Genomic DNA, 25,601 nt, shown 5'->3' on the forward strand with positions numbered 1-25,601 from the left:
GGCTCACTTGGGCGCCGCGACTAGATCTTGAATCAGCTCCAGCAACTTGCGGATGGAAAAAGGCTTGTCGACGTAGGCATCGATGGTCAGCTCCTGGCACTCGACGCTCTCTTGTTGGGGAAGGCCCGACATGAGCACGACTTTGATATTTGGATACGTCTTTTGCATCTCCTTGACGACGCTGCAGCCGGAGGCGCCCGGCATGATTGAGTCGGTGAGAAGCAAGTCGATCGTGCCTTCGAAGTTCTTTCCTTTTTCGATGGCTTCGAGTCCGTCTTTTGCGATCACGAGATTGTATCCACTTTGTCCTAGGCCTAGCTCCAGTATTTCGCGTACCTGCTCTTGGTCTTCGGCGACGAGAATGGTGGGAGTCGTTCCTGTCTCGGAGGATTCGGCGCTCGGCATGCGCTCGAGCAGGTCGGGCGAGTCCTCCTTTTTCACTTCCTCCAGCACCTCGGGAAAGTAGAAGGAAAACTCGGTGCCTTCGCCGATCTCGCTGTCAACCATGAGATGTCCGCCATTGCTTTGAATGATGCCGTAGACGATCGATAGGCCGAGCCCGGTTCCGGCGCCTTTCTTGGTTGTGAAGAAAGGTTCGAAGATCTTCTCCAGCACGTCGCGATGGATGCCTTGTCCGTTGTCGCGGACGGATACCTTGGCGTAGCGACCCGGCTTCGCCTTGCCGGTGATGAATATTTCCGAGCCCGTGAGCTCTATCATGCTTGTTTTGAGAGTGACCACGCCGTCGTGGCTGGTGATTGCTTCCTGTCCATTGACGACCAAGTTCATGATTACTTGGTCGATCTGGTTCGTATCCACCTTTACGTTACTTAAATTTGGATCGAGCTGCGAGGTGAAGCGTACCTCCTTCTTCAATATGCGTGAAAGCATCGGAATCATATTGCCGATCAGCTCATTGAGGTTGGCGACTACGGGGCGGTCGCTCTTTCCGCGGCTGAAGGAGAGGAGGCGGCTGGTGAGCTTGCTGGCTCGGTCCGTGATTTTCAGGATTTCGTTCGCGTAGACATGGTCTTTTTTGCTGAGCTCGCGAGAGTTGCAGAGCAGTTCGCTGAAACCGCGTTGTCCGGCGAGTAGGTTGTTGAAATCGTGGGCAATGCCGCCGGCGAGGCGACCAACCGCCTCCATGCGCTGGGTGTGGCGCAGCTGTTCTTCGAGCAGGCGTTTCTCGGATATGTCCCGGAGTGTTACGAAGAGGGCGATCGACTCTCCGATAGGGGTGCGGCTCACGGTCATCTCGACGGGGCGAACTTGGCCGGAGGCTGTCAGGAATTCGGCGCTGTGCCGTTGTTGGCCGTCGTTTTCATCGATGAGGGCATTGAGGTGATCGACGGCGAAGTCGGCGTTTTCCGGAAAGATCTCCTCGAAGCGCTGCCCGACCAAACGCTCCGTTTCCAACAGCTTGAAGGAGGACATGTTCGCCTCGATGATGACGCCGTCTTTTGGCGAGAGTAGTAGAAGGGCGTCGGTCGAGTTGTCGAAGAGGGAGCGAAACTTGATCTCGCTTCGCAAAATGGCGCTTTGCGTCTTCTTGGTCTCGGTGATGTCGGTTTGGAATGAGATGAAGCGCGTGACTTTTCCGGATTCGTCGACGAGCGGATTCCCGTCGATGCTCACCCAGTAAGGGGCCCCGTTTTTCTTGTACTGGACCAGCTCGACATGGAAGGCTTTGCCTTTGCGGAGGCGGTCGCGCATGTGTCGTACGGAGTTGGAATCGGTGAGAGGGCCGCGCAGCAGGTCGGTTGGATCGCGTCCGATGATTTCTTCGAACTGGTAGCCGGTGCATTCGGTGAAGGCGTTGTTGCACCAATTTACGTTTCCCAGCGCGTCGTAGACCAGAATGGAGAGCTGAACCTTGCGGGCGAGGTGGGAAAAGAGTTTCAAGTCTTCGACGACGCTTTGGTTGTCGAAGCCGTACTGGTGCGTGCCGATGAGAGTGCAGGGCGGATTGCCGTCGCTGGAGGGTATCCACTTCGCGAGAGTGGATACCTTGCGGGTGACTCCGTTGGCGAGTGTGACGCGGTATTGAATGTTTATGTCAGAGGCCTTTCCCGATAGCGCCGCTTCGAAAGCATCTTCGACTTGGCCTCTTTCGGCCTCCGAAACGCAGCTCAGCCACTCGCACAGGTGCAGGTTAGCCATCTCTCGAGCCGTGGAGTTCCCGAAGTGCTCGAAAACCCTGGAGTCGCGATCGAGCGTCCAGCCGAGTATGGTTTCCTCGGAGCCTTTGGCTATCTTCGAGGTGGAATCCGCGGCCGACTTTGCGATGAGAGGCTCGGCGGTGCAGCGAACCCCGATGCGATTCGCGGAGAGCGGCTCCCTTTGGAATGTGAGGCAGAAGACCCTCGTTCCGTTTTCGACCTCGATTTCCAAACGCAAGAAGCGCTGCAGCTCCGGATCTTCGCTTATCAGGATTTTTCGTACCTCGTCGGTTAGCTTCGCCTTTTGTTCGGGCGAGAGCGAAACGCACTCGGAGAGGCCGAAGGTGGAAGCTTTGGGAGAACCGAGTATGGAGCGGGCTCCGTTGGCGAATGCGACGATGTTGAAGAGTTCGTCGACCACGAATACGGGATTTTCCTCGTTTTCGTCCAGCCGCTGGAGCGGCCGTGCGATCTCGAGTTCGAGCTGAGCGTTTTCAGCAGCGAATTCCGGGTCCTTTGACGCGGTCGTAGAGTACTTTTTGTCTGGCATGAAGTAGGATTTCTGACGGCCTAGGCAGGCGCCGTTCTTAGCATTTCAAAACGGAATGAATGCTAGTTCAAAAGCGGGTTCGGCACAAGTTGGCTACCGAGTTTTAAAGGCTTTTAATTGGCATTTGCAATTATCCCCTAGGGCTTCATAGGTGGGCGAAACTTGGGTTTAAATGAAGCGTAAATTTGTGGACGAGGTCGCGGCTTTGGAGCTGCTCAGGCAGTTGGTTGGAATCGAAAGCGTAAACCCTGTCTTTGGGGGATCGGGCGAGGCGGCGGTTTGCGAATTCGTCTCGGGCTGGCTAAGGGATCGAAAGATAGCCTACGAGCTGCAGGAGGTGTTTCCGGGCCGTTGTAACGTTTTGGCGAGAGTCGGCCCGGAGGACAAGCCAACGCTTCTTATTGAAGCCCATATGGATACGGTGGGAGTGGAAGGCTGGGCGACGGGAAGTCCCTTTGAATTGAAACAGGTGGGCCAGCGCTATTTCGGGCGCGGGTCCTGCGATACGAAAGCGAGCCTTGCCACTTTCATGTTGGTGCTGGAGCGTTTCGCGGCGTCGCCTGAGGACTTGCGCTATGGCTTAGCCTTCGCGGCGACGGTCGACGAAGAGAGCGAGCAGGCGGGAGCGGGCGAATTGGCCAAGAAAAAGGACGAGCTTGGTCTTTGCATGGCGATCACGGGAGAGCCCACCTGCAGCGACTTGATCGCGCGGCACAAGGGAGTGGGGCGTTACCTGTTGAGCACCAGCGGCAGAGCGGCGCACGCCTCTACTCCGGAGCTCGGTGAAAACGCGATTTACAAGGCGGCTCGCATCTGCCTGCGGCTCGAGGCGCTGGAGGCGGAGCTTAAGGAACGTCCGCGCGAGCGCGAAATCGAGAGAGGAACGGTAAACGTGGGAGTGGTGCGAGGCGGCATCGGATTCAACGTGGTTCCAGACTCGTGTCGTATCGACGTCGATCGGCGCTTGGGCACGAAGGAGGATCCGCAGGACGCCCGTTCGGAGTTGGAGGCGATTTGCTTCGAAGAAGGCGCAGGTTTCGAAGTTTTTTTGGAGCGCCCGCCATTGCGCGGGGAGGAGTCGGGCGCTTTCGTGCAGGGCCTTCGGAGTGCCGCCGCGCAAGCGGGCTACGAGGTTGAGCAACGCGAAGTGCCATACATGACCAATGCCGTTTCCTACGAGGCGGCGGGGATTCCCTCGATCGTGTTTGGTCCCGGAGACATCGCTCAGGCGCATAAGAACGACGAGTACATCGAAGCGGGGCAAATGCTGCGCAGTCTGCAGATTTTGGAGACTTTTTTGTCGGGCACTTAGAGCCGTCCTCGCGACGCGTCCGTTACAGGGAGAAAAACCTCAGCAAATTAGGACAAAGGTCCTAACGATCGCAGTGAGGGAGACGATATATCGAAGGGTCCAAGTTTCCCTTTCGTACTCTTTTCCTCATGATTCTCGGTTTCATAGCGGTCGCTGCGTTTGCAATTGGGCTCATTTACATGACGCTCCGGAGCTCCAGCTCGACCAGTACCATGATCGTCGACGTCGTTGGCGCCGTAGACGGCCGCACCGTGGAGGTGTTGGTCAACAAGGTGAAAGAGAGGGTCATCCTAGCTGGGATAGGCTTTCCTCCGGGAGATCCGCGTTCCGAGCAGGATTGCGCCGAGGTGGTGGAGGAGGTGGTGACAGGCCGCCGCCTCTACATGGAAGTGTTCAAGGAAGTGAGTGGCTGTCGCTACGTGGCGCTCAGTTCGTCGAACGGCGATTGCTTGAACGAAATGATGCTGCGCAAGGGGCTGGCTCGCTACGAGTCGACCGGAGTCGGTTTCATCGGAAAGCTCGTCGAGGCTGAAACCTTTGCCCGGAAAGAGGGGATTGGCGTTTGGGACGAAAACCGGGCTCTCTTTCGCCACTTGTCCGGCGGAAGCCAGGACGGTTCCAGCTTGGACGCTGTCTCGGCCGAAGATTGAGTCGGGAGCGATTCCCATGCGAATGGCTTGGGCCGGCTATAGCCGAGCGGGCCGCTTGCAAGTCGAACTTGCAGAAGGTTGGTGTGGGGCCATGCCGTGTCGCGATTGGTTTGATCGTGTTGCAGTCGCGGCATAAACCGCCGCCGCGGACTTGCCGGGAGGCTGCAGCGTTTTCCTTACGAGGCGTCGGCGCGAGGCCTGAAAAAAGGCTCCGCCGGTGAAGCGGAGCCTTTGGCTTAAATTGTCCTTTGCGTTAGAAGGAGGAGCGGCGGCCGATCCGCAACGGACCGCGGCCGGCTTTCTTTTCCATGTTAGGCTTGCCCCAATCTTCTGGCTTTTTGGCGGTCTCGCTTTTGGGCTTCTCTCCGGCGGCCGGCTGGTCGCCGTTTTGCTCGACTGCTGGAGTGGAGGGCGTAGTTGTCTTGATCGGCTCGAACACGGTGTTGTCGGGCTTTGGCAAGGTGTTCTCTGCCATGACGCCGTTGGCCTTGATGCTCTCTTCCATCTGGTTGAGGTAGGCTTCCATCTTGCGAAGTTCGGCCTGCTTGCTTTGCAGCTCTTCCACGTCTTCCTGGAAGTTGGCGCGGGCCTGCTCGAATTGGCGGAGCTCGTCGCGCAGGGTGGCTTGCTCGACCTTGAGTTTGAGCTGCTCTTCCTTGATGGCGTTCTGCATTTCGCGGAGAGAGATTTCGGCGTCGCGCCGCTCGACTTGGATCTCGCGCTGATCCTTCTTGTGCTTCTCGTCGGAGATGCGCTTTTCCAGCTCAAGCTGGTCGATTCGTTCTTGCAGCTTGTGTCTCTCGATTTCGACGAGACGCTTGGCGTCCTCGAGTTCCTCGACCTGCAGGTTGCTGGCGGTGGATTCGAGGTTAGCCTTGAGGCTTTCAAGCTCGCGATCGCGTTGCTCTATGATGAAGTCCTTTTCGGCGATGGATTCCTTGGCGTCTTGAATTTGTTCGCGCAGGGAGGCGAGCTCGCCCTGCAAGGACTCGGAGCTGCTCGCTTTTGACTTGGCGACTTCCAGCTCGCGCTGGAGGTCTTGGATGGTCGCTTGGAGGTCGAGGCGGATTGAATTGAACTTGGCCCGCTCGTCTTCGAGCTCCTGGCTGGAAATTTCTGCTCCGCCGCCGTTCGGGAGGGCTTCCTTTTGGGCTTCCTCGAACTCGATTTGCTGAGCTTCGAGTTCCGCCAACTGCGACTCTACCTCGAACTTTTGCTGGGAGAGGCGAGCGGATGTCTCCTTCAGTTTGCGTTCGCGCTCGTCCAGTTCTGCAGCGCGTTCCTGAATTTCGGAGTCTGTGGCCTGGTTGCCGTTTCCGCGTTTGAGCTCGTCCACAAGGCGCCGGGCCTTATCGAGGTTTGCGAGGGTCGTTGCTAGTTCGCCGGTAGTGCGGTCGCGTTCGGCCAAGGCCGCCTCCAGCTTTTCCTGGAGCTTTTGGACTTCCGCGGGATTAGCAGCCGGTCCAGCGTTGGTAGAATTTCCGGAGCCGGGGTAGGCGTTGTCGAGGAGTCGCTCGACTTGAAGGATGTCTTCCCAGGTTACCTCGTCGTCGCTGGGTACGTTGTTGGTTCCGCGCAGAAAGTTGTTGGTGGTCTCGAGAAGACTCCTGAGATCGTTGGGATCGTTCAGGACTTCGGTTACGCCGGCCCGGATGCAGCTGATGACCGTCTCTACGCTCTGCGCTTGGGCGAGATAGAAAATGGGCAGGGTTGGTTGAGCTTCCCTCAGGTTCGAGACGAGGGTGAGGTCTGGTTGGTTCTCGGGCAGCGCCTCGTCCGTAATCGCCAAGTCGAATCGTTGGTGTCGGGCGGCTTCGACAGCTTCGCCTGCAGAAGAGTGGGCGGAAATCTGGTACCCGGAGCCCGCAAGGAGGAAGGACAACGCCTTAGCGTTTTGTTTGTCTCCTCTTACTATGAGAATCTTCTTATTCAAAACTGGTCCTGTTGTTGGTGTTAATCGGTGAGTAGTGGGATGGATCAACTGCTAGTATCGGTAACGCGCCCGTCTCTCTGTAGGCTTAACGATCGTTTTACGCCGTTTTGAACGAGATTTCCCCGCCGGCGAATTAGCCGGCTTAATCGCCCTCCGCTCTGGCTGCGCTACCCGAAGGATTACGGGGCGTCCTGTTTGCCCTTTTAAGGTTTTTTGATAGTTTTTTCTTCAATGAAAACGAAATCTTCTACGACCCCGCTTTCCGACAACGTCCCCTTGAACAAATGGATTTCGAAGATGGCGGACCTTTGTGAACCTGACGAGATCCACTGGTGCGACGGTTCTCAGGACGAATACGACATGCTCTGCGAGAAGATGGTACTTTCGGGCACTTTCGTAAAGTTGAACGAAGAGAAGCGGCCGAACAGCTACTACTGTCGTTCGGATCCCAGCGACGTCGCTCGAGTCGAAGATCGCACTTTTATATGCAGCAACAGCAAGGACGCGGCGGGACCAACCAATAACTGGTGTGACCCGATAGAGATGAAGAAGAAGCTGAAGGGACTCTTCTCCGGCTGCATGCGCGGTCGCACGATGTATGTGATCCCCTTCAGCATGGGCCCGATCGGATCGCCCATTTCTCACGTGGGTATCCAGATAACGGATTCGCCTTACGTGGTGGTGAACATGCGAATCATGACGCGCATGGGCAAGGAGGTCTTAGACAAGCTCGAAGACAAGCGTGTGGTCCCGTGCATGCACTCAGTGGGCGCTCCTCTAGAACCGGGAGAGCAGGACGTTCCGTGGCCCTGCGAGCCGGATCCGCAAAACAAGTACATCGTGCATTTCCCCGAGGAGCGTTCTATTTGGTCCTATGGAAGTGGATACGGGGGCAACGCTCTTTTGGGAAAAAAGTGTTTTGCTCTGAGAATCGCTTCCTGCATGGCTCGCGATCAAGGTTGGATGGCGGAGCACATGTTGATTTTGGGGGTTGAGAACCCTGATGGGGAACGCTGCTACGTGGCGGCTGCTTTTCCCAGCGCCTGCGGCAAAACGAATTTCGCGATGCTTATTCCTCCGAAGAGCTTCGAGGGCTGGAAGGTGTGGACAGTCGGGGACGATATTGCCTGGATCAAGCCGGACGAGAATGGTCGTTTGCGGGCGATCAATCCCGAGGCTGGGTTCTTTGGGGTGGCCCCAGGCACATCGTTCAAGACGAACCCGAACGCCATGGAATCCATCCGCGAGAATGCGATCTTTACGAACGTGGCATTGACGGAGGATGGCGACGTGTGGTGGGAAGGCATGGACGGTCCTCCACCCGAACGGTGTACGGACTGGCGAGGAAACGAATGGACGCCCGCTTCGGAAACGCCAGCGGCCCATCCGAACGCTCGTTTCACCGCGCCTGCCTCTCAGTGCCCGACGATCGATCCGGCGTGGGAAGACCCCAAGGGGGTCGAAATTAGCGCGATCGTGTTCGGCGGCCGCAGGATGACGACGATTCCGCTGGTTTTCGAGGCGTTCAATTGGTCGGATGGCGTATACATTGGAGCGACTCTAGGCTCGGAAATGACGGCTGCCGCTTTCGGCGATATTGGATCTGTGCGGCGTGATCCGATGGCGATGTTGCCATTCATTGGCTACCACATGGGCGACTACTTTCGGCACTGGATCAAGATGCAGCGCAGGATTAGGGAGACGCCTCGAATTTTCCACGTGAACTGGTTTCGCAAGGACGAAACGGGCGCTTTCGTCTGGCCCGGATTTAGTGAAAACATGCGTATCCTAAAATGGATTACAGAGCGGGCCCAAGGAAAGGCGAGGGCTAAGGAAACGCCGATAGGCTACGTGCCGCACTATACCGATATCGATTGGAGGGGATTGGAATTTCCGGAAGAAAAGTGGGACAGCCTCATGGAGGTAAATCGAGACGCATGGAAGCGCGAGTTGTTGATGCACGAGGAACTGTTTCTCAGGCTCCACGACCACCTGCCCAAGGAGCTCATCTTCGAAAGGGAACTACTCGCGTGCCGTCTTTTTTAAAAGCGCGATCTCCATAAAAAAGCCCTGTATCCGATTTCGGATACAGAGCGTGTTCGTTTTCGGCGAACTACAATAGAACCTTTTGTGGTTTATTATGCCTTGGCTGCGGTAGCTTCGTAAAATTCTCTGAAGACCTCCATGCGCTTGCGCTCGCGGTTTTCCATCTCGATCTCTTCGGCTGTGTGCTGGCGTTCCTTTCCGGCCATGATTTTGCGCATTTTCGAAAGGGCGATGTTTTGGAGCTGGCGAACGCGTTCCCGCGTGATGTCGAATAGCTGTCCGACTTCCTCCAGGGTGAGGGGCGTGTCTCCGTTAAGTCCGAAGCGCAAACGGATAATCTCAGCTTCGCGGGCGTCGAGTCCAGTGATCATCTCATGGAGGTCGCCTCGAAGGGACTTTTCGTGCAAGTTTTCATAGGGAGTGGGGGCGTTGTCGTCGCCAACTATTTCCCCGAATTCGGTACTGTTTCCGTCTTCGCCCACCGGAGCGTTGAGGGAAGTCGGACGCACGCTTACGGACTTGAGGTGAGAGACTTTGTTGACGGGCATTTCGAGCTCGTCGGCTAGCTCTTGATCTGTCGGCTCGCGGCCGAGCTCCTCAGTCAGGGCCATGGCCATCTTGCGCATGCGAGAAATTTTGTCCACGAGGTGAACGGGAAGGCGGATGGTTTTGCTCTGGTTCGCGAGGGCCCGCTTGATGGACTGCTTGATCCACCAAGCTGCGTAGGTGCTCAGTTTTCCTCCCTTGTCGGGATCGAAGCGTTCTACCGCCTTAACGAGTCCGATATTTCCCTCGCTGATGAGATCGAGAACGGGCAGGCCAAAGTCCTTGTAGTCGTGGGCGATCTTCACCACGAGCCTGAGGTTCGACTTGATCATCAAGTCGCGAGCCTCCTTTTCGCCGGCCTGGATGCGGCGGGCCAAAGTGATTTCTTGGGCGGGGGTGAGCAGCGGAATCTTTCCGATTTCGTGAAGGTAGGTCTTGATGCTGTTACGCTCGGGTAGCTCAGCTTTTTCCTTCTTCTCGGTCACCGCGGGTCGAAAGTTAACGGTGGTGACGTTTGATCCCTCGTCCTCGTTGAAAATTTTAAGGTTTGAGGCTTGGGATCCGTGGTGGGCGTTGTGTGGCAGGTCGGCGAGTGCTTGGATGGACATGGTTCTGGGGTCTCCGTTGAGTGGCTGGGATGGTTGAGAAATCAAACGGATGGCAGTGAATCGACGCGTCGCTCAGAGATGTTGGATGGTGTGCTCATGTCGTGGTCGGTTCGGTTGCTAGGCGCTTGAGGCTATGGATCAATCAAAGTACTTAGCGTTAACGGTGTATAGCCCAAAAAAGGGGTAGGGTACTATACCCACGTTGTTTAATCTCTTGTTTACAAAAAGACCGCTAATAATTACCGGGATTTACATTCGTAACTACGTTTTTGGGGTATGATTGCCAAAAATGCGAGTAAATCCTTCCCGAAAATAAGAAAAAACGGAAGTAAATAGAAAACAGAATGGATATATACCCGCATCTTGTTTTTAGGGGTAAACGCTTCGGGAGCTACGGGCGGAAAGAGTGTTTTTGGGGGAGCTAGTGGTAGTAAACTTGCATAGCGCTTGCTAGCAATAGCTTACGATCGGTGTGGTGCTGGGGCTTCATCCGAGTCTACCCCTAGCTGGAGGCATGGGGCACACTCGGGGTAAACGCTTGGACCCCTATCAATTCGATTGAGCTTTGAAGCTGAGCTGCCGCAGCGGGCAGCGGGGGCTACCCCTCGAAGGCTTCGGCGAGACCGACAGCCTTGAAGAGAGCTGAGGCTTTGAAGATCGTCTCCTGATACTCGCTTTCGGGGATGGAGTCGGCGACGATGCCGGCTCCGGACTGAATGACGATTTTGCCATCCTTGACCATGGCGGTACGCAGGGTAATGCAGCTGTCGAGGTTTCCGTTGTAGCTGAAGTAGCCGAGCGCGCCCGAATAGAACTCGCGTTGGTCGGGCTCGTTCTCGGAGATGATTTGCATGGCTCGGATCTTGGGGGCTCCGCTAACCGTGCCGGCTGGAAAAGTGGCCCGCATCAGGTCGAAGGCATTTTTGTCTGGCGCGATCTTTCCTTCCACTTGCGAAACGATGTGCATGACATGGGAGTAGCGTTCGACGATCATGTAATCGGGTACCTCAACGGATCCGTACTCGCAAACGCGTCCAATGTCGTTGCGGGCTAGGTCCACCAGCATGAGATGTTCGGCTTTCTCTTTCTCGTCGGCCAACAACTCCGCTTCCAGCGCGAGATCTTCCGCTTCCGTTTTGCCGCGGTGGCGAGTGCCGGCGATGGGGCGGATCTCGACCTTCTTGTCGGTTAAGCGGACGTGAACTTCCGGAGAGGCGCCTACGATAGCGAAGTCGTCGGTTTCCAGGAGGAACATGTAGGGCGACGGGTTAACGTTGCGAAGGGCGCGATATAGGTCGAGCGGGGTCTTTCGGAAGTCCTTTTCGAAACGTTGGCTAAGGACGACTTGAATGATATCCCCCGAGCGAATGTACTCCTTTGTCCGCTCCACCATGTCCTCGAAGTCTTCCTTTATGAAATTTCCTTGGGGAACCTTGATCCCTTCTGGTGGGTTCAGGGTGGCAGGGGCGAGGGTGCACTGGGCCTCCAGTCTGCGTTTGAGCTGGTCAAGCTCCTGCAGGGCGGCCTCGTAGGCCTCGCCGGCGTTCGATTTTCCCTCGAGTCGAGCGTTTACCAGCAGCCGCATCGTTTGCTTGGCGCGGTCGAAAATGACCATCGAGTCGGCAAGCATGTAGTAGGCGAGCGGGGACCCGTGGCAGTTCTTTGGGGCGGTTGGCACGACGGTTTCGATGCGAGAAATGTATTCGTACGAAACATATCCAACGGCGCCTCCCGTGAAAGGCGCCAGCTCTGGCATTTCGACCGGGTGATGCTTAGCGATCTCTTCCTCTATTAAGGAGAGTGGGTCCTGTGGCGTTTCGATTTCGCGGCTGTCTTGCCCGGCTTCTTCGATGATGGTCTTTTCCCAGTAGCACTTATAGACCTTGCGGGGACGGCAAGCGATGAAGGTGTAGCGGGACAGGCGCTCTCCACCTTCGATGGACTCGAGAAGAAACGCGGGTCCGTCGGTCTTGAGTTTCGAGTAGGCGGTCAAGGGAGTTTCCAAGTCGGCCATCAAGTCGGCGTACACAGGGATGACGTTCCCTTTTTGAGCGAGGGATTCGAAAGTCTCTAGGTCGATGTTCGGGTGTAGTTGATGTGCCATAACTCTGGAGGTCTGGGAAATTGGGCTTGAAGCTAGCTCTATTGTAGGGGCTGTCTACGAAATTGTTATTTGGCAAGAGAGTGCAGCAATGTGAGTTTCCGTTTTGACAAGGGGTTCGGCAGGACTTTTAAAGCAGCCTATGTAATCGGAGGCAGTCCTCTGGTTGCCGGTCGGGGCAATAGCTCAGTTGGATAGAGCACATGATTTCTAATCTTGCGGTCGGGGGTTCGAATCCCTCTTGCCCTACCATTTCCAGCCGACCGATGAGACTGGCTCCGTGAACCAGCGCTGGGAGATAACGGCCCAAGCCTCGTGTCCAAAAAGTCCTTACACCGTTTTTTTTGAGGCTCGCAGGGGCTTGAGGCTTCCATGCTCTCGCCCCGTCTCTCGAGTCAAAAGCGAAAGTCCATACCGCCTCGTTCGACTCTCGTCGTTGCCTCTCGGTCTCGTTAGCGATCGATCATGGACCGCTCTCGTCACCTTGAATTGGATACTGCTTCAATTCACAGGGCTTGAAAATGGGACTGGCGTTGCGGAAACCGAATCGAAACGCGGTCGGCCAGCTAAACGGGCCGTTGGCTCACCCATTTAGCGAGGGTGTGCTTCAGCTGCGTGAACGACACGGGTTTGGAAAGGTAGTCGTTCATGCCGGACTCGAAGCAGCGTTCCTTGTCTTCAGGCGTGACGTGAGCTGTCATGGCGACAACTGGGATGCGTGCATTGTCTTTGCCTAGCTTGCGGATGTGCCGACTAGCGGCAAATCCGTCCATCTTTGGCATGCTGATGTCCAGCAGAATAAAGTCGAAGGATTGCGACTTTGCGGCGTCGACAGCTTCCAGGCCGTTTTTCGCGACCGTCACTTGATGGCCAAGGCTGGAGAGTAGGGAGTCCATCAGCTCGCGGTTAACCGGCTCGTCCTCCACCAGCAGCACGCGGACTCCGGAGTTCAGGCTGAAGCTGCCGCCTATTCCGTCTATATCTTTTTGCTTGGGGGAATAGCTGCAGAGCTTTACGGGAATGGCAGCGGTAAAGCAGCTGCCTTTTTGGGGCTGGCTGCGGCACGATATTTCTCCGCCCATCGCGTTCACGATGCGCTGGCATATCGCCAAGCCGAGCCCCATGCCTCCGTATTCGCGGGTCCACGACCCGTCAATTTGGGAGAATGGCTTGAAAAGCTTGTCGCGGTCAGCCTCGTCGATGCCGATCCCGGTGTCGATCACTTCGATCTTCAAGTCGGCCTTTCGCGCCCCTTTGCGCTTCAGTTCAGCCCGCAGGGTGACGGACCCTTTGTTGGTGAACTTGATCGCATTGTTGGTGAGGTTCAGCACGACTTGCCGGAGCCTGCCTTCGTCGATTGAGATGTTGCAGTTTTGGTCGTCGCCCAGGCAGTCCTCGGATGATTCGAGGGCGAGCACGATCCCTTTTTCGCTGGCTTGAGGGCGAAGCAAGTTTGCCACACCTTCGCAGAGGCTAGGAACGTGCACGCTCTCGTTCTTGAGTAGGAGGGTGCCGCTTTCGATACGGCTGAAGTCTAGGATGTCCTCGATGAGCCTTAGGAGCTGGGCGGCGGATTGGCGGATGAGTGAAAGCTCGCGGGTATGCGGTCCGTTGGGGAGGTCTCGTTGGATTTTCTCGACGTATCCAATTATTGGATTGAGCGGAGTTCTGAGTTCGTGGCTGGTGGTTGCCAGGAATTCGCTTTTGGCGACGGAGGCGGCCTTGGCCGCCTCGATAGCCTCCTGCAAGGCGAAGTTTTGGATACGAAGGTCTTTGGTGCGCTGCTCGACGATGGTTTCGAGATTTGCGTTCACTTCTCGCAGGGAGCGGTCTCGGTCGCTGATGGTTTGAAGCATCGCGTTGAAGCTATCCACGAGGGAGCCGACTTCGTCGTTGTATCGCTTGATGGCCCGCACCGAAAAGTCCTCGGAGTCCTGCACCTTGGCGGCAATTTCGTCGAGCTCCTTGATGGGCGCTGCGATAAGTCGCTGCATGCGCGAAGCGAGAAAAATGGAGATTAGCAGACCTCCGGCGACCAGGAGCCCGCTGACGCTGATACTCCGATAAGCCGACAGCATGAAGGGGCCGGTGTCGGCTTCGATAACCAGCTGGCCGATTTGCTCCTCGTTCAGGCGAATGGGGTGGGCGATGAGGATCGAGTCTTCCTGCCAAATGGGTAGTTCGCTCTCAATGTATTTAAGCGGAGGGCGGTCTTGCTCGCGGCTGTAGCTGGCGAAGGGTATCTGGTACTTGTCGAACAAGGTTGCCTGTAGGACGCCTGGTTCGTGCTTGAGCGAGCCAAGGTGTTCGAGCGCCGTTGAGGGGTCGTCGAAGCGGAGGGAGGCTTCGCTGTTGGTGGATATGATTTCTGAAAGCGTATTCAGGGAACTGAGACGAGATTCCTTGAATTCTTGCCAATCCAAGTAGACGGCGATCGCGCAGAGAGAGGTAAGGCTAATGAAGGAGGTGAACGCGCAGACCGCTACGATCTTAGTTGAGATCCGCCAGCGAAAGAGCAGGCGTTTTATGCCTTGGAGTACCCTCATCGCGCTTTGGGTTCGATTGCGAGCTCCAGTAGTTTCGAGCTGATAGTCACGTCGCAGGCTTTGGCGTGCTCGCTGGCAATGTAGAAGCGCAAGCGGTTGCGGCGCACTACGAATTCCACGCATCCTCCGGCCTCGACAAAGCCGTCTTGCGAGCTGATGGAGAGCGTTTGGTTGCCCTTGCATTTGGCGAAGATCGTTTCCCAGTGCTTTTGTTGGGAGCCACCGATGTAGAGGATATCCACGCCACGAAATGAATCGTGAGGTGACAAGATTGCCACCTTTATTCGCGGCGTGCTGGTTCTGGAGAGGGCGCGGCGTTCGAGGTAGCTGGCTACTTCCGGCGCTCCGATTACTCCGATGGTAATCATTTCGGAATTCTCTTCGCCTTCCCATCTTACGAAATCGGCGAAGCCTTCGATCCAGTTTGCGGTGGAGGAATCTATCTGCAAGGTTTGGGCCTGCAGGAGCGAGCAGTCTGTCACCAGAGTGAGCAGAAGGGTGGCGACAGCCGCTAGAAGCTTGTAGGTTCGGTACCGCATGCAGTCAGTCTTCGCCTAGAACTGGGCGCTGATCTCCAAGTACGCTTCCCGCTTTACCTCTGTCCAATGTCCGAAGAAGTCCTTCAAGCGGGCTTCTTGGGTCGTCGGGTCCAGAAGGTTTCGGCCTACGAGCGAGAGTCTGAGGGACTCTGTTTTTTGCCAAGACAGTCTAGCGTCTAGTTGAAAAATTTCAGGTTGCAGCCCTTTGGCGAAATTGTAGCTGCTGGTGTAGCGAAGCCCTGTATCCAAATTCCAATCATCGGCAATTTCGGATGAAAGATTGAGGGTTGCCATATGGTCCGGCGTGCTCTCGTCGAATTCGCCGATGGAAAAATTGATGAAGTCCTCTTGGAACTGGTTTTGAGGGGTGATGAGAGACTCGAATTTGTCCTTTTTGAACGAGTAGTTAAAACGAGCCCGGTGTCGTGGGCTGAGTTTCCAGTCCAAGGAAGCCTCGAAGCCGTAGGCCTCGCCTTCCAGCAAGTTATCGTAGGCGCCGTTGATCTTTACGTATGGGGTGGCGGTGGTCAGCACCGGGAAGGAGTTCACGCCGACGCGACCGATGAGCTTGTCGTATTCGTAGAGAAAGGCGTTCAGCATGAAACTGCCTTTTTCGTCAGCGAATGCGGACCGGTAACCCGCTTCGAAGGAATCCATTTCCTCGGCGTCCAGCAGCTGGTCCGAGACAGCGTCGGCTAGGCTGTGCTCCAGGGTCAGGGGTCCGCCGGGTGTGGGAATGCGGATGGGCGCGTCCAGCGCTTTGCCGCTGCGGAGGCTTTCAATTACGCTCAGCGAAACGGGCGGGTTTCGGTTTGCCTGCGAATAAGAAAGCCATACCCGGCTGGAGTCGTCGATCTCGTAGATGAGACTGGCGTTGGGAGACGTCGTGGTATGCTCGGCTCGGTTGTCGTAGCGAAAGTCTACGCCCCAGGAGAAAGTGAGCTTTTTCGGCGAGAGCGCCCATTCGTGCTGGAAGCCTGAATACGTCACGAAGCTGCTCAGAACTCGACTGGTAAAGTCAGACGCTAGGGTGGAAGAGGTGTGCTCCTCGTCGTAGGCGGCGCCGATGTTGAAGCTAAGGGTATGGGCGTCGCTCCAGCGTTGCTTGCCACGCGCCTCCAGTCCTCCAGTCCAGATGCCGAATGCGGCGTAGGCCGCGTCGAGATCCGAATAGCCGAACCAGCTGCGCACCGAGTAGGAGCTGTCGTTGGATACGTTGCGAGTCCATTTGAATTGGGTATTGGCTCCGGCGAGACGTTCGGTGTCGGCAACGAAGTCTAGGGAGCCAGTATCGAAGTCGGCTAGGTTGTAGGCGTAACCGAGGTCCGAGTAGAAGGCTTCGCCGGATACGCTTACCAAATCGTGCGAAGTGGGGCGATGGTCTACGCGAAATCCGGCCCGAGCGGTATCCCAATCGTTTTCGTAGGGGAAGCGGGTGAGGCTGGAGTCACGTTGGTTGGCCTTGGCGTAGACGCGGGCTGAGGTTTTCTGGTCTACGGCCCAACCGATACGGGCCGCGGCCCCGCGATTCTCCGTGCCGAGGTTGATCCGCAGCAGGCTGCCCTCCGTCTCGAAGGCTGTTTTCATGCGGACGTTGACCATGCCGTTCACGGCGTTGTTGTCCCAGGTGCCGCCGCCAGGCCCGTAGGCGACCTCTACGGAAGCGACATCCTCCATGAGCAGGTCGTGTTGGCTGCCGAAAAGTCCGGCGAAGATGGAAGCGTAGACGTTCTGTTCGTCCACGGTGAACAGGGCGCGATTGAAGAAGCGGGAGTTCACTCCTCTGATCCCCATGCCCCAGATGCCGTTGCTCGGTCGCACGATGTGGACGCCCGGTGCGTAGCGCAGCATTTCAGGGATGGAGTCGACGGGCAGGCTCTCGATGTCCTCTTGGTCAAACACGAAGGAGCCTGTAGGCGCGTTGAAGATTTGGGATTCCAGACGTGACGAGATGATGACAGGCGTATTGGCGAGCTCCTCGAGCGATACGGGGCCTTCGTCCTCGCGCGTGGGCAGCTCTTGAGCTCCCGCATGCAGCGCTGTCAGCATAGAAAGTCCGGCGAAGCCTTGTTTGAGGCGTCGGAGAGCTGGACTAGAAATGCTAGATTGAATAGCCATGGGTAACTTGCGGTGAATGCTTACACAGTCGCCCTTGGAGGCAATGCCTTTTTAGGTGGATCGGGCTCCAATCTTTCGCGCGGGAAACTCGCTTTGCTTGGGTGAAACCCCTTGGGGTGAACCGCGTTTTTCAGAGCTATAGCTAGACCAAATCGCAAAGGCGAAGTCACAAGATCCGGTTGTGCATTTGCAGAACACGAGCGATCTTCCTGCCGCTAACCTCACTTTGACGGTCCTCTCTCAAATCCCCACCGATCATGATTATGTCCGATAAGCCACTCATCTCGCACACGTACACAGCGGATCCCTCGGCCCACGTATTCGAGGGTAAGATCTACATCTATCCTTCCCACGACCGGGAAACGGATCAGCCGACCAACGACAATGGAGACCAGTACGACATGGTCGACTACCATGTTTTCTCCATGGACTCCATCGACGGAGAAGTGACCGACCACGGAGTGGCCTTGGACATGAAGGATGTTCCTTGGGTCGACAAGCAGATGTGGGCGCCCGATGCCGCATTCAAGAACGGGAAGTACTACCTTTATTTTCCCGCCCGGGCAGCGGATGGGATTTTCCGGATCGGGGTGGCGGTCGGCGATCGGCCGGAGGGACCGTTCGTGCCGGAGCCGGAGCCTATAAAGGGAAGCTTCAGCATCGACCCTGCGACTTTTGTCGATGACGACGGTGAAGCGTACCTTTATTTCGGCGGAATCTGGGGCGGCCAGTTGCAGAACTGGCAAGGCGACAGCTTCGATCCTGACGGTCAGGAGCCGGAGGGGGATACGCCTGCGTTGTTGCCGGTCGTGGGAAGGCTACGAGAGGACATGAAGGAATTTGCGGAGAAGCCACGTCGCATCGAGATTCGGGACGAGAACGGGGAATTGCTCAAGGGGAGGGACCACGACCGCCGTTTCTTTGAAGCGGCTTGGATGCACAAATACCAAGGGCGCTACTACTTTTCCTACTCGACGGGGGACACGCACTACCTCTGCTACGCAGTTGGAGACAATCCGTACGGTCCCTTCACTTACGGCGGTCGCATTCTGGAGCCGGTCCTCGGTTGGACGACCCACCATTCCATCGTCGAGTTTGAAGGTCGTTGGTACCTCTTTCATCACGACTGTGAGATTTCCAAAGGCGTCAATCACCTGCGTAACGTGAAGGTAAAGGAAATCTTCTACGACGAAGAGGGCAGAATCCTTCCGGTCGCCCGTGACTAATTTCCGTTTTTCCGTTTGTTTCGGGGGTTTTAGAAGCGCTGCCGGTTCGCCGGCGGCGCTTTTTTGCGGATTTTTTGCTAAAGAAACGCGTCTCGAAGCCGAATAGGTAAGGGATCCTAATGGAGTTTTAGGCCGACATCCCTAAGCGGCCCAACTTCGACAAGCGTCCAAGGCCCACGATGGCACGCATGTAACGGGAGATTAGACAAGCGCACTCAGTTTTTGGATACGAAGTCGCTTTCCAATCCACAACCCAGATTACACATGCAAAAAAAGCTATTATCATCCATCGTCGCCATCACGTTATTCATTGGGGGATCTCTGGTCCAAGCGGACACTGCCGAGGAGACGCCCAAGCAAGCTCTCAAGGAAATCGTTGAGCTCTACAAGAAGAACGACTGGGAGCATTTGGTGAAGGAACGTTGCCTGGAGGCTCGCCACGCTCAGTCGGAAGCGGCGGTACAAGACTTGGTCAACAGCCTGAGCTCTCAATTTTCCGACGCCGAAACCTTGGACGCTCTCGTTGCCTCCTACGAAGCGGCGCTTTCCGCCGAACCCCAGATCGAGTCCGAAGGCACGGTCGCTATTTTCGCCAGCGAAATGGGTTCGGTCAGACTTTCTAAGATGGATAACGGGGCTTGGGGCCTTCGCTTCTAGGAGCTCCGTTTTTTGTTCTATGGGATATCGTTAATCTAGTTTGTTTGATCTGAATGCCTCCGGGGGTGGTAGCCCGGAGGCTTTTTTGTGTTTGCGGATAGGGTGGAGAGAGCGGGGCCAAAGGTCATGGCATCCCGTCGTTGACTTTGCTTTTCAGATGGTTTGCCTCGGCCAGCCTCCCTGAATGAAAGTCGTCCTCGCCGAAAAACCGTCCGTTGCCCGTGATATCGCCAAGCACCTGAATGCTGGCCAGAGACACGATGGCTATCTGGCTGGCGGGGATTGGGCGGTGACATGGGCCTTCGGCCACCTGGTGGAGTTGAAGGAACCCGAAGAGTACCGCCCCGAGTGGAAGTCATGGAAAAAGAGCCTCTTGCCCATCATTCCGGAGCAGTTCGAGTTGAGGGCGCGAGGGGACGACGGCGCTAAGAAGCAGTTGGCGACGGTCAAAAAGCTTTTTTCGGAAGCGGAGGAAATCATTTGCGCCACGGACGCCGGCCGAGAAGGCGAGCTCATCTTTCGCTATATTTTGGAGTGGGCGGGCTGTACGGAAAAGCCCGTCAAGCGTCTCTGGATAAGCTCTTTGACCAGCTCAGCGATCAGCAAGGGCTTCGCTTCGCTCAAGGACGGCAAGGATTTCGACACGCTACATGACGCGGCAAGGTGTCGTAGCGAGGCGGACTGGATCGTCGGCATGAACGCCACCCGGTATTTCACAGTTGAATACGGGAAGCGAAACTTGCTGCTGAGCTTGGGACGCGTGCAGACTCCGATTCTCGCCATGATCGTTGGTCGGGATACGGAGATTGAAAACTTCAAGTCCGAGGATTTCTGGGAGGTCCACACGCAGTGTCGCGAAACGAAGTTTCGTCATGTCGGCGGCAAGATCGCCGAGGAAGGAAAGGCTCAGGAGTTGCTGGCAAAAGTCGACGGCCAGCCGCTTGTGGTCAGCGACGTGCAGCAGAAGGACGAACGCACCAATCCTCCCTTGCTTTTCGATCTAACCGAACTGCAGCGGGAGATGAACCGCCGTTACGGTTTTACGGCCGACCAGACCTTGCGCATCGCCCAGAACCTCTACGAGCAGAAGCACATCACCTACCCGCGTACGGACAGCCGCTACCTTTCGACTGACTTGCAACCGACCATCGGACCGCTTCTCAAGCGACTGGCGGCTACGAAGTCCAAGGAGATAGAGCCCCTGGATCTCGAAAACCTTCCCTTCAACAAGCGAATCGTGGACGACAGCAAGGTATCGGATCACCACGCGATCATACCCACTGAGGACTTGCCGCGGAATCTGAACGAGGACGAAGCTCGGGTTTACGATGCCGTGTTAGTGAGGTTGATCGCCGTTTTTTACCCGCCTTGTATCAAGGCTGTGACTACAGTAGAAGCGAAGGCGGCCGAAGAAGCTTTTCGCGCCAAGGGCACGGTTTTGCTGGATGCCGGCTGGCAGGCTCTTTACCCGCAAGCTGAAAAGAAGGCTGCAAAGGGGAAGAAGAAAAAGGAAGCGGAAGAACCGGCAGCCATGCCGAACTTCCAAGTAGGGGAGAGCAATCCTCACACGCCGAGTATCGAGAAGTTTAAGACCAACCCGCCAAAGCGTTTCACGGAGGCGACGCTCCTCTCGCTCATGGAAACTGCGGGTAAGATCGTCGACGACGAGGAGCTCAAGGAAGCGCTCAAGGACAAGGGGGTGGGAACGCCCGCCACGCGTGCCTCGATTATCGAGGTGCTGATACAGCGAAAGTATGTTGAGCGAAAGAAGAAGAATCTCATCAGCACCGATAGCGGAAGGCATTTGATTTCGCTTATCCAGGACGAACGGCTCAAGTCTCCTGAACTTACGGGTGACTGGGAGTTTCGTTTGAAGAAGGTGGAACGCGGCGAACAGGACGCGGCCTCCTTCATGTCAGACGTCGTTGAATACACGAAGGAGATTCTCGCGAACGATGCAGGCAAGACAGTTGACCTGCGCAATTTAGGTCCCTGCCCGAAATGTCGCGCTCCAGTGATGCGCGGAAAAACTGGATACGGTTGTTCAAGTTGGCGGGATGGGTGCAAGTTCGTCATCAAGGACGGCGAGTATGGCATGACCTTTCAGCCGGCATTGATGCGGGAACTGCTCTACAACGGACGAACCTTGGAACCGCACCCGATCGAGGACAAAGGGAAAAAGCTGCTGGGCTTTCTCGCTTTGGGAAGGGGCGGCAAACTCAAATTCGAGAAAGTCGAGACCAGCCAAGAGACCGGAGGCCAGGAAAAGTTTGGCGATTGTCCGATTTGCAAGAGTCCGATCGTGGAGGGCGCGAAGGGCTATGGTTGCTGCAATTGGAAAAATGGATGTCGCTTCATCGTGTGGAAGCAGGTGGCTCAGCGTCCGCTCTCCGCCGACGAAGCCCGAGCCTTGCTGGAAAAAGGGGTGGTTGGGCCGCTCGAAGGCTTCAAGTCAAAGGCGGGCAAGGAGTTCAGCGCGAAGCTGAAGATCCAAGGCGACAAAGTTCAATTCGACTTCAGCTAGCCGGTTCTATTCTATAGAGCGAACGAGGCGCGAGCCATCACAACGGAATTTTTTTTCGTACGATGGCAAAAGGGGTGTATTTTAAGTGCCATGTTTATCACCCCGTTTTCATCGCTTCGCCGCGCGCTCCTGAGCCTGTCGGCTCTCATTTTCGCATTTTCCGTTCATGCGCAGCCATCGGGCGGACCCTACGGTCCGATTCGCTTGAACTATGAACTACCTCAAGTTGATGGATCCATTTACTACGTTGCTCCTGACGGGCAGGCGGAGCAGTCCGGCTTGTCGCTGGATCAAGCCACAAGCATAGAGGCGGCCTTCGAGAAGGCGGTTACTGGCGATGCGATCGTGCTACGGGGAGGGACCTATCGGACGGGCGATCTGGTTTTCAACCAAGGGCTTGTCATCCAGCCTTACGCGGACGAGGTACCGATCCTGAAGGGAACAGCTATTGCCGACGAATGGGAAGCGCTGCGCGACGGGCTTTGGCGCGTCAAATGGGAAACGCTCTTCCCGATGAAGCCTCAGCCTTGGTGGCGTCGCCACCGGGAAGCAGCCCGCACTCCGATGTATCGATTCAACAACGACATGGTTTTCGTCGATGGACGCATGTTGCGCCAAGTGGGGTGGCCGGGTGAATTGGACGAGAACTCTTTCTACATCGACTACGAGGAAGGCTATGTCTACACGGCGACCGATCCGGAAGGGAAGACTTTAGAGATCACCGTTTTCGACAACGCGTTGACGCGATCTACCAAGGAAGTCCATGGCATGGCGCCGAGCACGGTCGGGCCGCAGGTCAGGGGCATTGTATTCACCCAATATGCGTACCGCGCCATAGAGATCGAGGGATACGATCCGGAGGAGGTGTCACCAGAATCGGCGCACGGCAAGGACGTGGTCGGATCCGTCTTCGAGCACTGCACGTTTAGCTACTGCTCGCGGGTAGGGGGATACTTCCGTGGCGACGGACTGGTTATTCGCCATTGTCTCGTAAGCCACACCAGCACGGAAGGCTTGTTTATTCTCAGCTCGAACGACGTTCTGATCGAGAGGAACATCGTGACGCACAACAACATGGAGAAGATCACGGGCTACTATGTGACCGCGATCAAGATCTTCAACCAATGCTACCGCGTAACCTGCCGGGAGAACCTTATCATCGACAATGAAGATTCGAGCGGAATTTGGTACGACGTAGGAAACGTAGACGGGTTGTTCGTCAACAACTGGATACAGAATACTGACAACGGCTTCTTCTTCGAAATTTCCAAGGGAGCGGTCTGCGCGGGCAATGTGTTCGTGGACTGCCCGCAAGCGATATTCATACTCAACAGCGAACGCGTTCGCGTGTACCAAAACACGATGGTGAACAGCACCGTTACGTTCGAGCGCACGAATAGAAGCGCCGTGGGAGATCATTTCGATTGGCACCCCGCCAGCGGTCCTGGCGTGGAGGAGCGCCACAGTCATGTTTTCATGGGCAATCTGCTTTACGCGGACGACAACCACCGCGGACCTTTGCTCAAATTTCGCCAAAGCGAAGTGCTCAAGGAATTGATGACGGAGCCGCAGGTCGAGCGCATCGAGGCGAACGTGTATGTACAAGATGGGTACGTGAACGATGGACCCCTGATTCAATGGAGCCCGGTGAGCGGCGAAGGTAACTCCGTCTTGCTCGACACCCACGAAGAACTGAACGCTCTGATTCCGGGATTTGCGGAAGGCTCGCAGTCCTTCGTTGGATACAACGGGTCCATGTTTCACGGAAAAGAGACTTTGCGCTTCGAGTTGATGCCAGATTTTGCAGGAGTCCGCTCGCAAGCGGACCTGCCCAAGGAGGCTTTGGAAGCCCTAAGCTGGAAAAAGCGGGACGTAACCTTCCCCGGCGCCTTTCCCCCAGCGGACTAACGCTTGTTTTCCCCGGCCTTAAAGGACCGGTTCGTTCCGCTTGAAAAGGCCGCTCTATAGAAAGAACGAAGTGCGATCCAAATGGTGTTGGATTATGAAGAATTGACCCTAGTTTAGGCTTAATTCTGACGGCTACGTTTTGTATCGCTGAACCCCTGCGAGAGCCGACTCTCCTTCTATGCCGTTCAGCTATTGATCCAGTCGTGGGGAGGCACGTTTGTTCATTTTTTGGGAGCCTTTTGGTTTGGGGCTCCCAGATGCTACCGCTAGTCGAGGGGTAGCGGTTTTCGGGGTCGACAGCCGCTATCCCTCTTCAATTTCCCGCTTGCGGAAGACGAAGAATTTCTGCCCGACGAAGTTCCAGCATGCCCAGACGAAGGTGGCGGCGAGGAAGGCGGGATTGGAGGCTCCAGGATTCGCGGCGGCGTAGTCGTGCACGAGGCTGTTGATAACCCACCCAGTCAAGTAGAGCAGCCCGAAGCGCAGGGGTTCACTGGCGCTGAAGCCTCGGTTCTTGAACGTGAAGTGCTTGTGGGCGAAGTAGCCCCAAGCGAAGATACACACGAAGCTGACGCGTTTCGCCCATGAGCTGTCGAGCATGGTGAAGTGGCTCAGGAAGCTGTAGACGCCGTAGTCGATCGACAGCGAGACGCCACTTACGATAAGGAAGCGGATGGCCTGTAGAGCTGTCTTTCGCGATTCGTCCATCTGTTTGGGATTCCGGGTCGGAGGAGCCGTACTAAGTGACGGGACAGCGGGGATGCAAAGTTTTTTTCTGTTCCCGAGGCGCTTGTAAGGGCTTCGCTGCAGAGGTCGTAGTTTGACAAACGGAACATTGCCCCCATCAACTCGGCAGTTAATCGCGATATGAAAACATTTAAGGAATTAGGAGTAGCAGCGGATCTGATCAAAGGGATCGAGGAGAAAGGGATTTTCGAACCTACCGAGATACAGGAGCTTACGATTCCTTACCTTTTGGCTAACAAGGGGGATTTCGTGGGACAGGCGCAGACAGGGACGGGCAAGACGGCCGCTTTCGGCCTCCCGCTCTTGCAGAAGATCGACCCGAAGCAGAAGCAGGTGCAGGCCTTGATCCTCAGCCCGACCCGCGAATTGGCCAAGCAAATCGCCAAGCAGCTTTTCCACTACACCAAGTATACGTCGAAGATCTTTACGGAGGCGGTTGCCGGCGGCGAAAAAATCGAGGAGCAAATCGCGGCGCTCGCGCGCCCGACTCATATCGTGGTTGCGACCCCCGGCCGCTTGATCGATTTGCTCAAGGCCCAAGCGGTGGATCTCTCTAATATCGATACGCTGGTGCTGGACGAAGCGGACGAGATGCTCAGCCTCGGATTCAAGGATGACTTGAACAAGATTCTGGAGTTCACCCGCGGCGCCAATAACACCTGGCTGTTTTCCGCCACCATGCCGAAGGGCGTAAAGGCCATCATCGAACGCTACCTCTCGCCTGACGCCAAGCACATCACGGTAGACCGTCGCAATCCGGTCAACAAGAACATCGATCACTGGTTCACGGTTTGCACGATCGAGGAAAAACCTGACGAGATCGCTCGTTTCATCAAGGCTCAGAAAGGTCAGCCAGGCGTGGTTTTTTGCCGTTCGAAGGCAGGGGTACAAAACTTGGCTCGCGAGCTGGAGGAGCGGAGCTTCGAAGTGGCGACCTTGCAAGGCGACCTTTCGCAAAAGGACCGCGACAAGGTAATGCGAGCCTTCCGCAAAGGGCGTGCCGAGGTTTTGGTATCTACGGACGTTTCCGCAAGGGGCATCGACGTGGAAGGATTGGCCTATGTGGTTCATCACCAATTGCCGGACCAGATCGAATACTACACGCATCGCAGCGGCCGCACGGCTAGAGCGGGCAGGAAGGGCGTTTCCATGGCTTTCATCACCAAGGGCGACTTCAAGCGCATCAAGGAGCTGGAGGCTGAGCTGCACATCAAGTTTCGCCAAATCAGGCAAGATTAGCGTCAGACCGGTCTTTCGGCGCTGCGCTTAGCCAGCCTCCTAGTCGAGCAGTATCCCTGTACGCTAGGACACGCGTTTTTGAGGTTTCCTAACGGTGAACAGCCGTTAGGATCTCCGCATGCCCCAACCGTTTTGCGCCCCAGTTTTGTCGCGGCTCGTCTACCTTTTGTCAGTGTTCTCAATAGGTCTCCA

At 56.1% G+C, this 25,601-nt stretch carries 16 protein-coding genes and 1 tRNA gene; 9 read left to right on the forward strand and 8 right to left on the reverse strand.

Annotated elements, in window-relative coordinates; all coding sequences use genetic code 11:
• Nucleotides 1–3: 3 nt before the first annotated feature.
• The gene (locus IEN85_RS07825) at nucleotides 4–2,709 is read right to left on the reverse strand and encodes a hybrid sensor histidine kinase/response regulator (protein WP_191616525.1); all 2,706 of its coding nucleotides are present in this window, start codon (nucleotides 2,707–2,709) and stop codon (nucleotides 4–6) included.
• A 172-nt stretch (nucleotides 2,710–2,881) separates the two neighbouring features.
• Between IEN85_RS07825 and IEN85_RS07830 the strand changes: the two genes are divergently transcribed.
• Both IEN85_RS07830 and IEN85_RS07835 read left to right on the forward strand, forming a co-directional pair.
• Nucleotides 2,882–4,021 carry a M20 family metallopeptidase gene (locus tag IEN85_RS07830; protein WP_191616526.1) on the forward strand — a complete coding sequence of 380 codons (1,140 nt, stop codon included), beginning with the start codon at nucleotides 2,882–2,884 and terminating at the stop codon, nucleotides 4,019–4,021.
• 128 nt (nucleotides 4,022–4,149) lie between these two features.
• Complete coding sequence (locus IEN85_RS07835) at nucleotides 4,150–4,671, forward strand: thermonuclease family protein (RefSeq protein WP_191616527.1); 522 nt, start codon at nucleotides 4,150–4,152, stop codon at nucleotides 4,669–4,671.
• A 253-nt stretch (nucleotides 4,672–4,924) separates the two neighbouring features.
• Here the strand turns inward: IEN85_RS07835 and IEN85_RS07840 are convergent, their stop codons facing one another.
• Nucleotides 4,925–6,604 carry a response regulator gene (locus IEN85_RS07840; RefSeq protein WP_191616528.1) on the reverse strand — a complete coding sequence of 560 codons (1,680 nt, stop codon included), beginning with the start codon at nucleotides 6,602–6,604 and terminating at the stop codon, nucleotides 4,925–4,927.
• A 231-nt stretch (nucleotides 6,605–6,835) separates the two neighbouring features.
• On the opposite strand from IEN85_RS07840, the gene IEN85_RS07845 reads away from it, so the two are divergent.
• Complete coding sequence (locus IEN85_RS07845; RefSeq protein ID WP_191616529.1) at nucleotides 6,836–8,650, forward strand: phosphoenolpyruvate carboxykinase (GTP); 1,815 nt, start codon at nucleotides 6,836–6,838, stop codon at nucleotides 8,648–8,650.
• Between the two features lie 92 nt (nucleotides 8,651–8,742).
• On the opposite strand, the gene IEN85_RS07850 is transcribed toward IEN85_RS07845, so the two are convergent.
• Nucleotides 8,743–9,804, reverse strand: coding sequence for a sigma-70 family RNA polymerase sigma factor (locus IEN85_RS07850; protein ID WP_191616530.1), 1,062 nt, complete (start codon nucleotides 9,802–9,804; stop codon nucleotides 8,743–8,745).
• Nucleotides 9,805–10,402: 598 nt separating this feature from the next.
• Nucleotides 10,403–11,908, reverse strand: a complete 1,506-nt coding sequence (gene trpE, locus IEN85_RS07855; protein WP_191616531.1) for an anthranilate synthase component I — start codon at nucleotides 11,906–11,908, stop codon at nucleotides 10,403–10,405.
• A gap of 172 nt (nucleotides 11,909–12,080) precedes the next feature.
• On the opposite strand from trpE, the gene IEN85_RS07860 reads away from it, so the two are divergent.
• Nucleotides 12,081–12,157, forward strand: a tRNA-Arg gene (locus IEN85_RS07860).
• A gap of 314 nt (nucleotides 12,158–12,471) precedes the next feature.
• Here IEN85_RS07860 and IEN85_RS07865 read toward each other — a convergent pair.
• The 3 genes from IEN85_RS07865 to IEN85_RS07875 are packed head-to-tail and all read right to left on the reverse strand — an operon-like array spanning nucleotide 12,472 to nucleotide 17,108.
• Nucleotides 12,472–14,451, reverse strand: coding sequence for an ATP-binding protein (locus IEN85_RS07865; RefSeq protein WP_191616532.1), 1,980 nt, complete (start codon nucleotides 14,449–14,451; stop codon nucleotides 12,472–12,474).
• On the reverse strand, nucleotides 14,448–14,990 hold the full coding sequence (locus tag IEN85_RS07870; RefSeq protein ID WP_191616533.1) for a YfiR family protein: 543 nt from the start codon (nucleotides 14,988–14,990) through the stop codon (nucleotides 14,448–14,450). Before IEN85_RS07870 ends, IEN85_RS07865 begins: the two co-directional genes overlap by 4 nt.
• A gap of 15 nt (nucleotides 14,991–15,005) precedes the next feature.
• A complete protein-coding gene (locus IEN85_RS07875; RefSeq protein ID WP_191616534.1) occupies nucleotides 15,006–17,108 on the reverse strand; it encodes a TonB-dependent receptor plug domain-containing protein in 2,103 nt (700 codons plus the stop codon).
• Nucleotides 17,109–17,371: 263 nt separating this feature from the next.
• Between IEN85_RS07875 and IEN85_RS07880 the strand changes: the two genes are divergently transcribed.
• The 4 genes from IEN85_RS07880 to IEN85_RS07895 all read left to right on the forward strand — a co-directional run bounded on the left by IEN85_RS07880 (nucleotide 17,372) and on the right by IEN85_RS07895 (nucleotide 23,423).
• The gene (locus IEN85_RS07880; RefSeq protein ID WP_224772503.1) at nucleotides 17,372–18,334 is read left to right on the forward strand and encodes a glycoside hydrolase family 43 protein; all 963 of its coding nucleotides are present in this window, start codon (nucleotides 17,372–17,374) and stop codon (nucleotides 18,332–18,334) included.
• Between the two features lie 264 nt (nucleotides 18,335–18,598).
• Nucleotides 18,599–18,991 carry a hypothetical protein gene (locus IEN85_RS07885; protein ID WP_191616536.1) on the forward strand — a complete coding sequence of 131 codons (393 nt, stop codon included), beginning with the start codon at nucleotides 18,599–18,601 and terminating at the stop codon, nucleotides 18,989–18,991.
• 184 nt (nucleotides 18,992–19,175) lie between these two features.
• Complete coding sequence (locus IEN85_RS07890; RefSeq protein ID WP_191616537.1) at nucleotides 19,176–21,515, forward strand: type IA DNA topoisomerase; 2,340 nt, start codon at nucleotides 19,176–19,178, stop codon at nucleotides 21,513–21,515.
• Between the two features lie 204 nt (nucleotides 21,516–21,719).
• On the forward strand, nucleotides 21,720–23,423 hold the full coding sequence (locus IEN85_RS07895) for a right-handed parallel beta-helix repeat-containing protein (protein WP_224772504.1): 1,704 nt from the start codon (nucleotides 21,720–21,722) through the stop codon (nucleotides 23,421–23,423).
• Between the two features lie 303 nt (nucleotides 23,424–23,726).
• Here the strand turns inward: IEN85_RS07895 and IEN85_RS07900 are convergent, their stop codons facing one another.
• Nucleotides 23,727–24,131, reverse strand: a complete 405-nt coding sequence (locus IEN85_RS07900; RefSeq protein ID WP_191616538.1) for a GtrA family protein — start codon at nucleotides 24,129–24,131, stop codon at nucleotides 23,727–23,729.
• A gap of 159 nt (nucleotides 24,132–24,290) precedes the next feature.
• On the opposite strand from IEN85_RS07900, the gene IEN85_RS07905 reads away from it, so the two are divergent.
• On the forward strand, nucleotides 24,291–25,409 hold the full coding sequence (locus tag IEN85_RS07905) for a DEAD/DEAH box helicase (RefSeq protein ID WP_191616539.1): 1,119 nt from the start codon (nucleotides 24,291–24,293) through the stop codon (nucleotides 25,407–25,409).
• The last annotated feature ends 192 nt before the right edge of the window (nucleotides 25,410–25,601 follow it).

This window comes from Pelagicoccus enzymogenes (assembly GCF_014803405.1).
Classification (GTDB): Bacteria; Verrucomicrobiota; Verrucomicrobiia; order Opitutales; family Opitutaceae; genus Pelagicoccus; species Pelagicoccus enzymogenes.